Consider the following 14,078-nt stretch of genomic DNA (forward strand, 5'->3'; position numbering starts at 1 on the left):
GAAACGAGACACCGGGACAAGAAAAAAGGCGCACTCGGGGAGTGCGCCTCGCAGGTGCCCTGGGTCTCGAAACTCAGGATGCTTTTTTCTAGCAGCATCCGAAGATCACTTCAACTGTCAGATCTCGTTTTACATCCGCCGTCTCAATAAAAATTCCTATCCGGCAAGCACTAACAATGTCAGGCTTCGAACGTCGACGACGGGAGACGACCGGCGGCCCGCGATCCGGCCGGCCGAGGGGGCGCAGCCGTTCCCGCATCGGCGATCGCCGGCTCCTCGCGGCCGGTCGTTCAGGCCCGCTGCTCCTTCAGGCGGCGGACGCAGCGGCTGTAATATTGCGGCCAGCGCGGCCCCTGTGCCGCCTTGTCGGGCGGCGTCAGGGCGCGCCACTCGGCGCCGCACCGGCGCTGGCGCTCGCGGGCGGCGAGGCTGCGCGGGCTCGGCTCCCGGCGCGGCGCGACGTCCGGGCCTGAGGCCGTCTGGCCGAGAACCGCGGCGGGCGCGACGACGAGGAGAGTCGCCAGGCAGGCGCGAAGGAGGGGAGAGGGCAGGCTCATCGGGAGGCTCGCGGGCAGGCGCGCCGCCGGATCGGCCGGCGCGGGACCGACACTGCCACAGCCTGACGCAAGGGCAAGGCAATTGGGTGTCGGTCTCGGGCGAGGACGACAAGCGGAGATGACGGGCAGGGTCTCGCCGATCCGGGCCGCGACACCGGTGCACGACCGCCGCGAGAACACCGATTGAGACAACCTTCACCCTGTACAGGGCGGGCCCGGGCCTGTTTACCTCTCCGGGACGCCCGATGCGCGACGGACGCGCCCCGTCCCCGCCGTGCCAGAAGGACCAGCCGCATGTCGGCCGTGACGACGACGCCGATCGACCTCTACTACTGGACGACGCCGAACGGCTGGAAAGCCTCGATCATGCTCGAGGAATGCGGCCTGCCGTACCGCATGGTGCCGGTCAACATCGGCAAGGGTGCGCAAGGAGCGCCCGACTTCCTGGCGGTGTCGCCGCACGGCAAGATCCCGGTCATCGTCGACCCGGACGGGCCCGGCGGCACGCCGATCACGGTGTTCGAGTCGAACGCGATCCTGCAATATCTCGGCCGCAAGACCGGTCTGTTCTACCCCGCCGAGGAGCGGGCGCGCATCGCGGTCGACATCTGGCTGTTCTGGCAGGCGGCGAATTTCGGCCCGGCCCTCGGCCAGACCCACCATTTCCGCATCTACGCCTCGGAGAAGATCCCCTACGCGATCGAGCGCTTCACCGCCATGACGACGAAGCTCTACGCCACGCTCGACGCGCAGCTCGGCCGCCATCCTCACGTCGCGGGCGAGGACTACACCATCGCCGACATCGCGATCCTGCCCTGGGCCAAGCTCTGGGAGCGCCAGGGCCAGGACATCGCCGCCTTCCCGAACGTCGCCGCCTGGATCGACCGGATGAAGGCCCGGCCGGGGGTCCTGCGCGGCTTCCGGCTCAAGCCGGACCCGGAGGAGGGGCCGGGGCCGGGCCGGTAATCCTGTTTCACCATCCACCACGTGGTGGATGGTGAAACAGGCGAATCAGTTCGCCGCGGGCTTCGCCTTCGGGGCGGCGTGGACGGCCGGCACGGCCTGCGCGAACTCGTCGGGCGCCTTGGTCCAGGTCTGCGAGCCGCACAGGATCTTCAGCATGCAGCCCGAGATCGCGAGCTCGCTCGCGCTCGCGCGGTTGATCGAGACGTCGTAGAGCTTGCCTTCCTCGGCATTGTAGATCTGGCCCTTGTAGGCGCCGTCCTCGGGCTTGAGGCTGTCCATCAGGGTCAGGCCGATCACCGGGCGGGCGCGCTTCTTCGGGTCGGGATTCTTGATGTCGGTGCGCGGCTGGCCCTGGTCGTTGAGGGGCGTCTTCAGCCACACCACCTTGCCGCAGGCATGGGCGGCGCCCGGACCGCACTTCTCGATCTTGATCTTGGCCCGGCCGTCCTCGGTGAGCCAGGTCCCCGACGGATCGCCCGCGGGCGCCGCGGCGGCGGCACCGGCCGAGAGGAGGGAAGCGGCGAGGGTCGGGATCAGGATCGAGCGCATGCAGGAAGCTCCTGGCTGTCCGCGGCCCACGCAGGGCGCCGGCGGCGGAAGGCTTGAGGGACGCCGCCACGGGCGACCCGGGCAGCGTGGCCGAAAGGTCACGTTGGATTCAGCAAGCCCGATCTTTGGGGCGATTTTTCGGCCGTGTTGCGGCACTGCCGCATCCGGCGGCGCGCTCGCGCCGCCTTCGGCGCTTGAGGGAGGCGGGGCCCACGGTTATAAGCCCGGCGCCGGACGTCCGCTCACGGACCCGGCGCGCGGGCGCTCGCGCCCGGCTTGAGAGCCGGACTTCCCGGGTTCGATCCTGCAAGGTCTCATCCTGCGAGGCTTGATCCTGAAAGGTCCGGTGCCGCGCGGCATCCCACCGCCCACGCCACCGCTATTCTTCGAACGGACGTCCCATGGCCACCGAGCGCACCTTCTCCATCCTGAAGCCCGACGCCACCGCCCGGAACCTCACCGGCGCGGTCAACGCCGTGATCGAGGAGGCGGGCCTGCGCATCGTCGCCCAGCGCCGCATCCGCATGTCCGACGCCCAGGCGAAGAAGTTCTACGAGGTCCATGCCGAGCGCCCGTTCTACGGCGAGCTCGTCGAGTTCATGACCTCGGGCCCGGTCGTGGTCCAGGTGCTCGAGGGCGAGAACGCCGTCGCCAAGTACCGTGAGGTGATGGGCGCCACCAACCCGGCCCAGGCCGCCGAGGGCACCATCCGCCAGAAGTTCGCGAAGTCGGTCGGCGAGAACACCGTCCACGGCTCCGACAGCCTCGAGAACGCCGGCATCGAGATCAAGCAGTTCTTCGACGACAAGGACATCGTCGGCTAACCGGTTTCCCCGCCAGGGAAACACCGATAGGCTGATAGCCCTCGCCGCCCCGCGGCGGGGGCTTTTTCGATGGGGGACGAAGCGGTGACGGCGCAGCCACGGATCGAGCGGACGACCTCCACCTGCCCGCACGACTGCCCGTCGGTCTGTGCCCTCGAGGTCGAGGTGATCGACGGCGCCACGATCGGCCGGGTGCGGGGTAATCCGCGCCACAGCTACACGGCGGGCGTCGTCTGCGCCAAGGTCGCGCGCTACGCCGAGCGCATCCACCATCCCGACCGGCTGACCCAACCCCTCATCCGCACCGGCCCGAAGGGCTCCGAACAGTTCGCGCCGATCGGTTGGGACGAGGCGCTCGACCGCGTGGCGGAGGCGTTCCGCGAGGCGGAAGCCGCGCACGGGCCGGAGGCGGTCTGGCCGTACTACTATGCCGGCACGATGGGGCTGGTGATGCGCGACGGCATCAACCGCCTGCGCCACGCCAAGGGCTATTCGGGCCAGTACTCGACCATCTGCACCACGCTCGCCTGGTCGGGCTACATCGCCGGCACCGGCCGCCTCGGCGGCGTCGATCCGCGCGAGATCGCCGAGAGCGACTGCGTGGTGATCTGGGGCACCAACCCGGTGCACACCCAGGTCAACCTGATGACCCACGTCCAGGCCGCCCGCAAGAACCGGGGTGCCAAGGTGGTCGTGGTCGACATCTACGACAACCCGACCATGAAGCAGGCGGACCTCGCCCTGCTGCTGCGGCCGGGCACCGACGGGGCGCTCGCCTGCGCGGTGATGCACGTGCTGTTCCGCGATGGGCTGGCCGACCGCGACTACATGGCCCGCTTCACCGACTGCCCGGAGGAGCTGGAGGCGCATCTGAAGAGCCGCGATCCCGCATGGGCCGCGGCGATCACCGGCCTGACCGTCGAGGAGATCGAGCGTTTCGCCCATCTGGTGGGTGAAACCAAAAACACCTTCTTCCGCCTCGGCTACGGCTTTGCCCGCAGCCGCAACGGTGCGGCCAACATGCACGCCGCGCTCTGCATCCCGGCGGTGACCGGCGCCTGGCAGCATCGCGGCGGCGGCGCCTTCCACTCGAACAGCGGCGTGTTCGGCCTCAACAAGCGGTTGATCGAGGGGCTCGACGTCGTCCGCCCCGGCACCCGCATGCTCGACCAGTCGCAGATCGGCCGGGTGCTGACCGGCGACGCAGAGGCCCTGCGCCACGGCCCGCCGGTGACCGCGATGCTGATCCAGAACACCAACCCGGTCTCGGTCGCACCGGAGCAGGAGCTGGTGAAGCAGGGATTCGCCCGCGAGGACCTGTTCGTCTGCGTCCACGAGCAGTTCATGACCGAGACCGCCCGCATGGCCGATCTCGTCCTGCCCGCCACGATGTTCCTGGAGCACGACGACCTCTATACCGGCGGCGGCCAGCAGCACATCCAGCTCGGCCTGAAGCGCATCGCGCCGCCGGCCCTCTGCCGCTCGAACCACGAGGTGATCACGGCCTTGGCCGAGCGCCTCGGCGCCGAGCATCCGGGTTTCGCCATGAGCCCGCGCGAGCTGATCGACGCCACCCTCAAGGCGTCGCGCCGCGGCAGCCTGGCGGAGATGGAGAGGGAGGGCTTCCTCGACGTGCAGCCCGCCTTCGACCGCGCCCACTTCCTCGACGGCTTCGCCTATCCGGACCGGCGCTTCCGCTTCAAGCCGGACTGGGCGAGCGTACCGGTCGCCAAGGACGGGCCGCGCGGGCCCATGATGCCGCCGCTCCCCGACCACTGGGAGGCGCCGCTCATGAGCGCGACGCCCGACCACCCGTTCCGCCTCGCCACCAGCCCGGCGCGCAACTTCCTCAATTCGAGCTTCACCGAGACCCCGACCTCGCTCGCCAAGGAGCGGCACCCGACGGTGATGATCCACCCGGAGGATGCCGGGCCGCTCGGGATCGGGGAGGGCGCCTGGGTGCGCCTGTCGAACGAGCGCGGCGCCGTGACGCTCAGGGCGACGCTGTTCTCCGGCCTGCGCCGCGGGGTGCTGATCGCCGAGTCGATCTGGCCCAACGACGCCTATCCGGACGGGCGCGGCATCAACACCCTGACTGGGGCCGACGCGCCGGCCCCGTTCGGCGGCGCCGCCTTCCACGACAACCATGTGGCGATCGCGGCCCTGCCGCTCTAGCGGAGTTTCGTCCCTGGTGTGGCCCGCCCGCCCTTGTGCGGGCGGGGAGTTTCGGCGTCCAACGGTCGAGCTTGACGACAAGCAGCCCAACGGACCTCACTTCCCATGCGTCTCCGCACCTTCCTCGCCGCCGGCTTCCTCGCGCTCGGCGCTACCGCGGCTCTTGCCGGCGCCTCCTCGTCGCAGCTCGAGGCCTACCAGCCCGATCCGTCGCTGCGCAGCGCGCCGACCTCGGAGCTCGAGACCCGGGTGCGCCGCGCCTGCGCCGTCGTCCAGGCCCGGATGCAGAACGCCGCCGAGACCAGCTTCGAGCGCCCCTGCGGCTGCTACGCCCGCACCACCCTGCGCGCCCTCGACGCCTCCGAGATCCAGGCCTACCGCACCACCGGCTACTTCAACGATTCGGCCCGCGCCAAGGCGCTCGGCGCCATCGACAGCTGCAAGCTGCAGCGGCCGGTCTGAGCGCATCCTTCTTACGCGACAGCATTGCCTCCCTCCGTGTCATCCCGGGGCCGCGCAGCGGAACCCGGGATCCATAACCGCTGACGATCCAGAACCCGGCGGAACGCAATCAGCCTCATTCTTTCGACCTCAGCGGTTATGGATCCCGGGTTCTCGCCTTTCGGCGAGCCCCGGGATGACCTGGAGAGGCGGCAACGTGAGAGCCGGCTCGGCTCACCCTCCTACGCCCCTTCTTCCCTACAACCGTGCCCGCGCGCTGCGCGGCGTCGACAGCAGCAGGTGCGTCTCCGACGTGGTCACGCCCGGCACGAGGCGCACCCGCCGCAGCATCTCGTCCAGCTCCGGCAGGCTGCCGGCGGCGACCTCCACGACGATGTCCCAGGTGCCGACCGTCGTGTGGACCGCGGTGATCTCGGCAAAGCCCTTGAGCGCGTCGATCACGTCGCCGGCCTTGCGCCCCTCGACCGCGACGAGGGTGATCGCCCGCACCGCCGCCGGCATCGCGTCGGCGCGCAGCACCACCGTGTAGCCGACGATCTCGCCGTCGCGCTCGAGCCGGTCGAGCCGCGCCCGCACCGTGGCGCGCGACACCTTCAGCAGCACCGCGAGCTCCGAAACCGGGCGCCGGCAATCGTGCCGCAGCAGGGTGACGAGGTTCTGGTCGAGGACGTCCATGTCGACACTCTGCGCAATGGCGCTTGCCAGAATGCGCGATCCGGCTGGAAAATCGACCGGTTTCCCGTGTTCAGAGTGACGCGGACGCGCGCTACCGTCGAGCCTGTTCGGAAGACGGGAGCGGGCGGGTGGCGGCAAGACATCAGGGGGCGGCAAGACATCGCGTGGCGGGCACGCATCCTGAGAGATGCGTCCTGGTCGGGGCGCCGGTGCAGTCGGGCACCGACCGGCTCGGCTGCGACATGGGGCCGAGCGCCTACCGGGCGGCGGGCCTCGTCGAGGCGATCCGCGACCTCGGCCTGACCGTCGAGGATGCCGGCGCGGTCGCGCCGCTGCCCTTCGCGAGCTCGGCCCATCCGAACCGGGCGATCCGCCACCTCGCCGAGACGGCGGGCTGGACGCTGGCGCTGACCGAGGCCGCCTTCCGGCACAGCGCCGAGGCGCGGCCGATCTTCCTCGGCGGCGACCACAGCCTTTCGGCCGGCACCGTGGCGGGCATGGCGCGGCGGGCGGACATCGAAGGACGACCGCTGTTCCTGCTCTGGCTCGACGCGCATGCCGACCTCCACACCCTCGACACGACGACGAGCGGCAACCTGCACGGCGTGCCGCTGGCCTACCTCACCGGGCGGCCGGGGTTTTCCGGCTATTTCCCGCCGCTGGAAGCCGCGCTCGATCCCGCCCGGATCTGCATGGTCGGCCTGCGCAGCGTCGATCCGGCGGAGCGCGGGGCGCTGGCCGAGAGCGGCGCCCGGGTCCACGACATGCGCGACATCGACGAGACCGGGATCGTCGCCCCCTTGCGCGACTTCCTGCGCGAAGTGAGTGCGGCCGACGGCCTGCTCCATGTCAGCCTCGACGTCGATTTCCTCGACCCCGGCATCGCCCCGGGGGTCGGCACCACGGTGCCGGGCGGGGCCACCTTCCGGGAGGCCCACCTGATCATGGAGCTGCTGCACGATTCCGGCCTGGTGCGGAGCCTCGACCTCGTCGAGCTCAACCCCTTCCTCGACGAGCGCGGCCGCACCGCCCTGCTGATGACGGACCTCGCCGCCAGCCTCTTCGGCCGCCGCATCCTCGACCGACCGACACGGAGCTTCTAGATGCCGGCCCTCAACGTCGTCCCCTTCGTTAGCGTCGACAACATGATGCGCCTCGTCCACGCGGTCGGCATCGAGGCGCTGCTCATCCGCCTCGCCGCGGCCATCGCGGAGGATTTCTCCCGCTGGGACGCCTTCCACAAGACGCCCCGGATCGCCGCCCACAGCGCTGAGGGCGTCATCGAGCTGATGCCGACGAGCGACGGCCGCACCTACGGCTTCAAATACGTCAACGGCCATCCGAAGAACGCCGCCGGCGGGCGCCAGACCGTCACCGCCTTCGGGGTGCTGGCCGATGTCGGCAACGGCTATCCGGTGCTGATCACCGAGATGACCCTGCTCACCGCTCTTCGCACCGCCGCCACCTCGGCGCTGGCCGCGACAGCCCTCGCGCGGCCGGAATCGCGCACCATGGCGCTGATCGGCAACGGCGCCCAGGCCGAGTTCCAGGCACTGGCCTTCCGGGCGCTCCTCGGGGTCGATCGCGTGCGCCTCCACGACATCGACCCGGCGGCGACCGCCAAGTGCCGGCGCAACCTCGCGCGCTTCGGCTTCGACCTCACCGCCTGCGCCAGCACCGCCGAGGCGGTGCGCGGGGCCGACATCGTCACCACGGTGACGGCGGACAAGCGCAACGCCGTGATCCTCGGCGACAACCTGGTCGGGGAGGGGATGCACATCAACGCCGTCGGCGGGGACTGCCCGGGCAAGACCGAGCTGGCGCCGGAGGCCTTGCGCCGCGCCGCCCTCTTCGTCGAGTACGAGCCGCAGACCCGCATCGAGGGCGAGATCCAGCAGCTGGCGCCGGACCATCCGGTGACCGAGCTGTGGCGCGTTCTGGCGGGGGAGGCGGCCGGCCGCACCGACGCGCGCCAGATCACCGTGTTCGACTCCGTCGGCTTCGCGATCGAGGACTTTTCCGCACTCCGCACCGTGCGCGACCTCCTGGCCGAGCATCCCTACTACGAGGACCTCGACCTCTTGGCCGATCCGGACGATCCGCGCGACCTCTTCGGCATGCTGCTGCGGGCGGAGCCGCCGCGCCTCGTCGCCTGACGCCTGACGCCTCGCGGGGCATCGCCGCCCCGCGGATGCATACTTCCGAAGTCACGTCCCGGCACCCCACTGAACTTGCCGCGTCTTCCGGGCACGATGAGCGGTGCGCGCCCGTCAGCGTATTCTGGCGCGGTCCGGCCCTCACCTTCGCGACGATCATCGATGCCGTCGAGCGTCGACGGCGTCGTGTGGGAGAGCAGAACTTTTTCTAAACGCCGCTCCCCTTGGTCAAAGTCGCCTCCAAACGTGTCGTCCGCCAGTCATGCCGTCCCGTCGCCGCAGCCACGGAGCCCTTGCCGGCTCGTCATGCACAGGGCTTCCCCAGCGAAATTACCTACGCAGTTTTCCAGGCCGCTGCGTAAGGCTTTGTCAATGATCCACTTTCCGGAACCGCATTGGTTAACGACCCGTCAAGTGTTCGCCCGCACGTCTCGACACGTTTTGAAACATCTGGCATCTCAAGACTGCGAACGGGGCGCGAAACCAGCCCCGGACTTGAGGACAGCCCCGATGAAGACCCTCGACCTGAAGACTCTCGGCACCATCGCTGGCGGTACCATCTGCGCCCCAGTCTGCCCGCCCCCGGCCCCCGCCTGCCCCCCGCCGGCCCCGTCCTGCGGCAGCTCCAAGTCCAAGAAGCACTGCTGATCGCCGCCGCGTCGGCCCGACTTCGATCAACAGAAGACGACCAGGAGAGACCATCATGAAGAAGCTCGACCTCAAGACCCTCGGCACCGTCGCCGGCGGCACCATCTGCGCCCCGGTCTGCCCGCCCCCGGCCCCCGCCTGCCCCCCGCCGGCCCCGTCCTGCGGCAGCAGCAAGTCCAAGAAGCACTGCTGATCGCTCCCGCATCAGCCCGACGGCGACCATCCAAAGACAGACAGGAGAGACCATCATGAAGAAGCTCGACCTCAAGACCCTCGGCACCGTCGCTGGCGGCACGATCTGCGCCCCGGTCTGCCCGCCCCCGGCCCCCGCCTGCCCGCCGCCGGCCCCGTCCTGCGGCAGCAGCAAGTCCAAGAAGCACGGCTGAGCCGCCGACCGCGGACCCGTGCGGGGCTGTTGCTTGAGAGGGATTGAGGTCTGATGAGGACGGCCCCGCACATCCCCTGGACCACCGCGCGGCTGGCGAGCCTGCCGCTCACCTGGCGACGGCGCGCCCTGCGCGCCCTCGTCACGGTCCGCCGCCTCCTGACCGGGGACAAGGGCGACGGCTTCGCGGCGACCTTCGAGAGCGTGCTGCGGCTGCCGCGCCGCGAGGCCCTGCGCCTGTCGCGCGAGGCCGCCCATCACGACGTAGCCTCCGAGATCGAGTGGTGCGCCCTGCACAGGCGCCCGATCGCGGCGATCCAGCGCGATATCGCGCGGGTGCGGGTCGCCGATCCGGCGGTGATGGAGCGCGTCGCCGCCACCGGCCGGCCGGTGATCCTCGCGCCCCTCCACATGGGCGCCTACGTGCTCGGCCTCGCCGCCCTGATGACCCGCTACTTCCCGGGCCGGCCGATGCTGGTCCTGCGCCAGCGCGACGACATGGCGATGGAGACGGAAGTGATCGAGCGCCTGCGCGAGGTCGACGTCGACGTGCGCTTCCTGAACGTCAGCCAGCGGGCCGACTTCCTGTCCGCGGTGCGCTTCGCCCAGAAGGGCGCGGTGATCGTGGTGTTCTGCGACCTCGACCCCTCCTACGGGGCGCCGGCCGAGATGCCGATGTTCGGGCTTCCCTTCCGGTTCGCCTTCGGTACCGACACCCTGGCGCGGCTCACCGGCGCGACCGTGGTGCCGCTCGCCACCACCATGGACGACCACGGCGACACGATCGGCCTCGGCCAGCCCTTCGAGGTGCGCGGAACCGCGTCCGAGGAGCGGGCGCACGTCGCCGGCATCATGCGCCGGCACATCCAGGCCGCCATCGCGGCCCGGCCGGAGCAGTGGCATCTCTGGCCGATGCTCGCCGATTATTTACCCTCCTCTGCGACGGTGCAGGACAACTCTCCGGCAGGCGGGGAGGCGCCGCGCGACCTCGCGGCGTAAGGTCTCGCGAGCGGACGGTCGATGAGCGAACCCGCGGCGCCTCCCCCCGCGGAGGCCAGTTTCCAGCGCCGGCGGCTCACCGGCAGCGTCCATCTCCAGCACGACCGCGGCAGCGTCTGGATGGCGTGGTTCTTCGGCGCCATCATCGTCGTCATCGTGGCGAGCCTGTTCCTCGGCCGCCTCGCCCGCTCCGAAGCGGTGCGCGGCTACGTCTCGGCCGCCTCGGGCCTCACCCGCCTCGACGCCCAGGCCGCCGGCATCGTCCGGGAGATCGCCGTCAAGCAGGGCGACACCGTCAGCCGCGGCCAGCGCCTGATGCAGGTGCAGTTGCGCGAGCAGACGACGGGCGGCGTCTCGACCGTCGGGGCGACCCTGCGCAGCCTGCAGGAGCGGCGCACCAGCCTGTCCGCCGAGCAGGCGCGCCTCTCGGTCTATCTCGACTCGACCCGCGGCGACCGCAGCGAGACCGAGCGCAACGTCACGGCGGTGCTGCGCGCCCTCGACGACCAGGAGCGCACCCTCAAGGAGGGGCTGGCCCAGCAGGAGGAGATGGTCGCCCGCGTCGAGGCCTATCTCAAACAGGGTTACGCCACCCGCGAGACCCTCAACGGCCAGCGCCGCGCCGCCCTCGACTACGCCCGCCAGATCGCCGAACTGCGCGCCCGCCGGGCCGAGTTGCGCCAGAGCACCTCCGAGCGCCTGCGGGCGCAGCGCACCGGCGACACCGAGAAGGCGGCCCAGCTCGCCACCACCCGCAACGAATTGAGCGCCATCGAGGCGCAGATCACCGCCCTCGGCGCCCAGTCGCGCATCGACGTGGTGGCCCCCACCGACGGCGAGGTCGCCGGCCTCTACGTCCAGCCCGGCGATTCGGTCACCGCCGACCAGGTGGTGGCGATCCTCGGCGACACGCGGGCCGATCCGCTGGTCGTGCTCGAAGTGCCGGCCCGCGCGATCGGGCTCGCCAAGGTCGGCCAGGAGGTGGTGCTGAAATACGACGCCTTCCCGTTCAAGACCTTCGGCATCGCCAAGGGCACGATCACGGTGATCTCCGGCACCCCGTTGCGCAACCCGATGCTGGCCTCGGCCGAAGAGGGCGGGGGCGATGCGGCGGCGGCGGCTTCGCGCCAATCCGTCTACCGGGTCGAGGTGAGGCCCGAGTCGCGCACCATGCGCGCCTACGGCACCGACGAGCCGATCCGCATCGGCTCGACCCTCTCGGCCGACATCGTGGTCGAGCGGCGGCGGCTGATCGACTGGATGCTCGATCCGATCCGGGCGATGCGCGGAAGAGGATGATCCGATGACCGATTGGCTCAGGCGCGCGCTCACGGGCAAGCGGCGGGTGCGCACGATCCTCCAGAACGAGGCCAACGAGTGCGGGCTCGCGGCGCTGGCGATGGTGGCGAACTACCACCGCCACGACATCGACCTCGCCTACCTGCGGGCTTTGTTTCCGCTGTCGCGCAACGGCATGACGCTCGCGAGCATCGTGCAGCTCGCCGACAGCCTCGACCTCGACGCCAGCGGCTACGCCCTCGACGGGGTGGCCGAGCTGGATCAGGTGGCCCTGCCGGCGATCCTGCACTGGCGCGGCAACCACTTCGTGGTGCTGGAGAAGATCGCCCGCGGACAGTACCACGTCCAGGATCCGGAATTCGGCCTGCGGGTCTACGAGCGCGCCGACATGGAGCGGCTGTTCGGCGGCGTCGTGCTCGAATTCGCGCCGCGGATGGATTTCCGGGCGATCAAGGTCGGCGACCGGCTCAAGCTGTTCGACATCCTGCGCAGCGCCCGGGGCCTCGGCGGCACGGTGTGGCAGATCACGCTGGTCTCGGTGGCGATCTCGCTGCTCGGCCTCACCACCCCGGTGCTGCTCCAGATCGCGCTCGACGTGGTGATACCGCAGGTCGACCTCGACCTGATGCAGATGCTGGCCGCCGGCCTGGTCCTGATGATGCTGTTCGAGGCGTTCGGGCAGTGGCTGCGCGGCTATATCGCGCTCCGGGCCTCGACGCTGCTCCAGCTCCAGTTCACCCGCAACGTCGTCGGCCACGCGCTGCGCCTGCCGCTGAGCTACTTCGAATTGCGCCATCCGGGCGACTTCGTCACCCGAATCCAGTCGATCGACACGATCCGCACCTTCATGGTCGGGGGACTGGTCACGTCGTTCGCCGATATCGGCACGTCGTTCCTGCTCGTCGGGCTGATGTACTATTACTCGCCCGTCATGGCGTCGATCACCCTGGCGACGCTCGCCGCGGTGCTGGCGATGCGCTTCGTCACCTTCCCGACGCTCGACCGCGCCACCGCCGGCTCGCTGGAGGCGCGCTCGCAGGAGCAGGCGAGCCTGATCGACGGGCTGCAGCGCATCGGCAGCCTGAAGGCGCACAACAGCACCGAGCTCTTCGCCATGAACTGGTTCGAGAGCTTCGCGCGCTTCGCCAATCTCGACTTCCGGGCGAAGAAGGCCGGGCTCGACGCCGAGTTCCTGATGCACGTCGTCATCGCGGTGAGCACCGTGGCGACGCTCTATCTCGGCATCACCGGCGTCATCAAGAACACCCTGACGATCGGCACGCTCTACGCCTTCATCGCCCTGCGCACCGACTTCTTCGACCGGGTCAACCACCTGACCTCGAGCCTGCTCCAGCTCGCCGCCCTCAAGGTCCACGTCGCCCGCCTCGACGACGTGATCGGCCAGGCCCCGGAGGAGGGCCTGCACGAGGCGATGGTCCACCGGGCGATCCGCAAGGAGGTGCGGGTCGACAACGTCACGATCCAGTTCGGCCGCGGCGACGAGCCGATCCTCACGGGGGCCTCGCTGACCATCGATGTCGGCCGCTGCGAGACCATCGCGATCGTCGGCGCCTCGGGCTCGGGCAAGTCCTCGTTGATGCGGATCCTCGCCAGCCTCACCGAGCCCGCCGCCGGCTCGGTTACGGTCGACGGCGCGCCGTTGAGCCAGTTCGGCAAGCGCGAGTACCGGGCCAATCTCGGGGTCGTCTTCGCCGATGATGGCCTCTTCGCCGGCACGGTGGCCGACAACCTGTCGCTGTTCGATCCGGCCGTGTCCCACGCCGAGATGGAGGCGGCCCTGGTCCGCGTCAGCTTGCGCGAGGAGATCGAGCGGCTGCCCCAGGGCTACGCCACCCACGTCTCGGAGGAGGGCAGCGTGCTCTCCACCGGCCAGCGCCGCCGCCTGCTGCTCGCCCGCGCGATCTGCCGCCGGCCGCGGCTGATGCTCCTCGACGAGGTGACGGCGAATCTCGACCCGGCGACGGAGGTCGCCCTCGTCGAGAGCCTGAAGGGCGTGAAGGCCGCCAAGGTGTTCATCACGCATAGCGAGCGCCTGCTCGACCAGGTCGAACGGGTCTTCCGGATCGAGAACGGGCAGCTGACGGAGGATCCGCGCCCGCCGGAGAAGCCCGGGGCGCCGGTGCCGGAGGCGGCGTGAGGGGGGTGACAGCGCTCTTCCGCGGATGAGGCACGGCATCCGACAGCGATCTGGGCCGGCGCTTGCAAGTGGACGTTTGTCATGGGGCTCCCCTTTCCCGGACGACTGAAGCGTCAGCGGAAGGAGATCCGGGATCCAGGAGAGAAGTGCCGCGAAGCGGCTCCTTGACTGCAACGTTGCAGACAGACGGACGCTTCGCGAAGTCTCTTGCTAGATCCCGGATCT

At 70.1% G+C, this 14,078-nt stretch carries 15 protein-coding genes; 12 read left to right on the forward strand and 3 right to left on the reverse strand.

Annotated features, from left to right (window positions below):
- Positions 1-290: 290 nt before the first annotated feature.
- The gene (locus tag BM430_RS14370) at positions 291-551 is read right to left on the reverse strand and encodes a hypothetical protein (RefSeq protein WP_093568016.1); all 261 of its coding nucleotides are present in this window, start codon (positions 549-551) and stop codon (positions 291-293) included.
- A gap of 300 nt (positions 552-851) precedes the next feature.
- On the opposite strand from BM430_RS14370, the gene BM430_RS14375 reads away from it, so the two are divergent.
- Complete coding sequence (locus BM430_RS14375; protein WP_093567938.1) at positions 852-1,523, forward strand: glutathione S-transferase family protein; 672 nt, start codon at positions 852-854, stop codon at positions 1,521-1,523.
- A gap of 45 nt (positions 1,524-1,568) precedes the next feature.
- Here BM430_RS14375 and BM430_RS14380 read toward each other — a convergent pair whose 3' ends face one another.
- Complete coding sequence (locus tag BM430_RS14380; protein ID WP_093567939.1) at positions 1,569-2,072, reverse strand: DUF2147 domain-containing protein; 504 nt, start codon at positions 2,070-2,072, stop codon at positions 1,569-1,571.
- Between the two features lie 401 nt (positions 2,073-2,473).
- Between BM430_RS14380 and ndk the strand changes: the two genes are divergently transcribed.
- The 3 genes from ndk (at position 2,474) to BM430_RS14395 (ending at position 5,533) form a co-directional block, all read left to right on the forward strand.
- Positions 2,474-2,896 (forward strand): nucleoside-diphosphate kinase, encoded by a 423-nt coding sequence (gene ndk, locus BM430_RS14385; protein ID WP_048429253.1) that lies wholly within the window; start codon positions 2,474-2,476, stop codon positions 2,894-2,896.
- Between the two features lie 84 nt (positions 2,897-2,980).
- Positions 2,981-5,071 (forward strand): molybdopterin-containing oxidoreductase family protein, encoded by a 2,091-nt coding sequence (locus BM430_RS14390; RefSeq protein WP_093568017.1) that lies wholly within the window; start codon positions 2,981-2,983, stop codon positions 5,069-5,071.
- Between the two features lie 105 nt (positions 5,072-5,176).
- Positions 5,177-5,533, forward strand: a complete 357-nt coding sequence (locus BM430_RS14395) for a hypothetical protein (protein WP_093567940.1) — start codon at positions 5,177-5,179, stop codon at positions 5,531-5,533.
- A 237-nt stretch (positions 5,534-5,770) separates the two neighbouring features.
- Here BM430_RS14395 and BM430_RS14400 read toward each other — a convergent pair whose 3' ends face one another.
- A complete protein-coding gene (locus tag BM430_RS14400; protein ID WP_093567941.1) occupies positions 5,771-6,208 on the reverse strand; it encodes an Lrp/AsnC family transcriptional regulator in 438 nt (145 codons plus the stop codon).
- Positions 6,209-6,372: 164 nt separating this feature from the next.
- On the opposite strand from BM430_RS14400, the gene rocF reads away from it, so the two are divergent.
- From rocF to BM430_RS14425, 8 genes are all read left to right on the forward strand, one after another.
- Positions 6,373-7,311, forward strand: coding sequence for an arginase (rocF, locus tag BM430_RS14405; protein WP_093567942.1), 939 nt, complete (start codon positions 6,373-6,375; stop codon positions 7,309-7,311).
- Entirely contained in the window at positions 7,312-8,364 is a 1,053-nt protein-coding gene (locus tag BM430_RS14410; RefSeq protein ID WP_093567943.1) for an ornithine cyclodeaminase, read from the forward strand.
- A gap of 510 nt (positions 8,365-8,874) precedes the next feature.
- On the forward strand, positions 8,875-9,012 hold the full coding sequence (locus BM430_RS34690) for a hypothetical protein (protein WP_162596317.1): 138 nt from the start codon (positions 8,875-8,877) through the stop codon (positions 9,010-9,012).
- Positions 9,013-9,067: 55 nt separating this feature from the next.
- Positions 9,068-9,205, forward strand: a complete 138-nt coding sequence (locus BM430_RS34695; protein ID WP_162596316.1) for a hypothetical protein — start codon at positions 9,068-9,070, stop codon at positions 9,203-9,205.
- Positions 9,206-9,260: 55 nt separating this feature from the next.
- Positions 9,261-9,398 carry a hypothetical protein gene (locus BM430_RS34700; protein ID WP_177303047.1) on the forward strand — a complete coding sequence of 46 codons (138 nt, stop codon included), beginning with the start codon at positions 9,261-9,263 and terminating at the stop codon, positions 9,396-9,398.
- Positions 9,399-9,451: 53 nt separating this feature from the next.
- Positions 9,452-10,396 (forward strand): LpxL/LpxP family acyltransferase, encoded by a 945-nt coding sequence (locus BM430_RS14415; RefSeq protein ID WP_093567944.1) that lies wholly within the window; start codon positions 9,452-9,454, stop codon positions 10,394-10,396.
- 21 nt (positions 10,397-10,417) lie between these two features.
- The gene (locus BM430_RS14420; protein WP_093567945.1) at positions 10,418-11,695 is read left to right on the forward strand and encodes an HlyD family secretion protein; all 1,278 of its coding nucleotides are present in this window, start codon (positions 10,418-10,420) and stop codon (positions 11,693-11,695) included.
- Between the two features lie 4 nt (positions 11,696-11,699).
- Positions 11,700-13,853, forward strand: coding sequence for a peptidase domain-containing ABC transporter (locus BM430_RS14425; RefSeq protein WP_093567946.1), 2,154 nt, complete (start codon positions 11,700-11,702; stop codon positions 13,851-13,853).
- The last annotated feature ends 225 nt before the right edge of the window (positions 13,854-14,078 follow it).

Origin of the sequence: Methylobacterium sp. 174MFSha1.1 (assembly GCF_900116815.1) — a bacterium.
Lineage (GTDB): Bacteria > Pseudomonadota > Alphaproteobacteria > Rhizobiales > Beijerinckiaceae > Methylobacterium.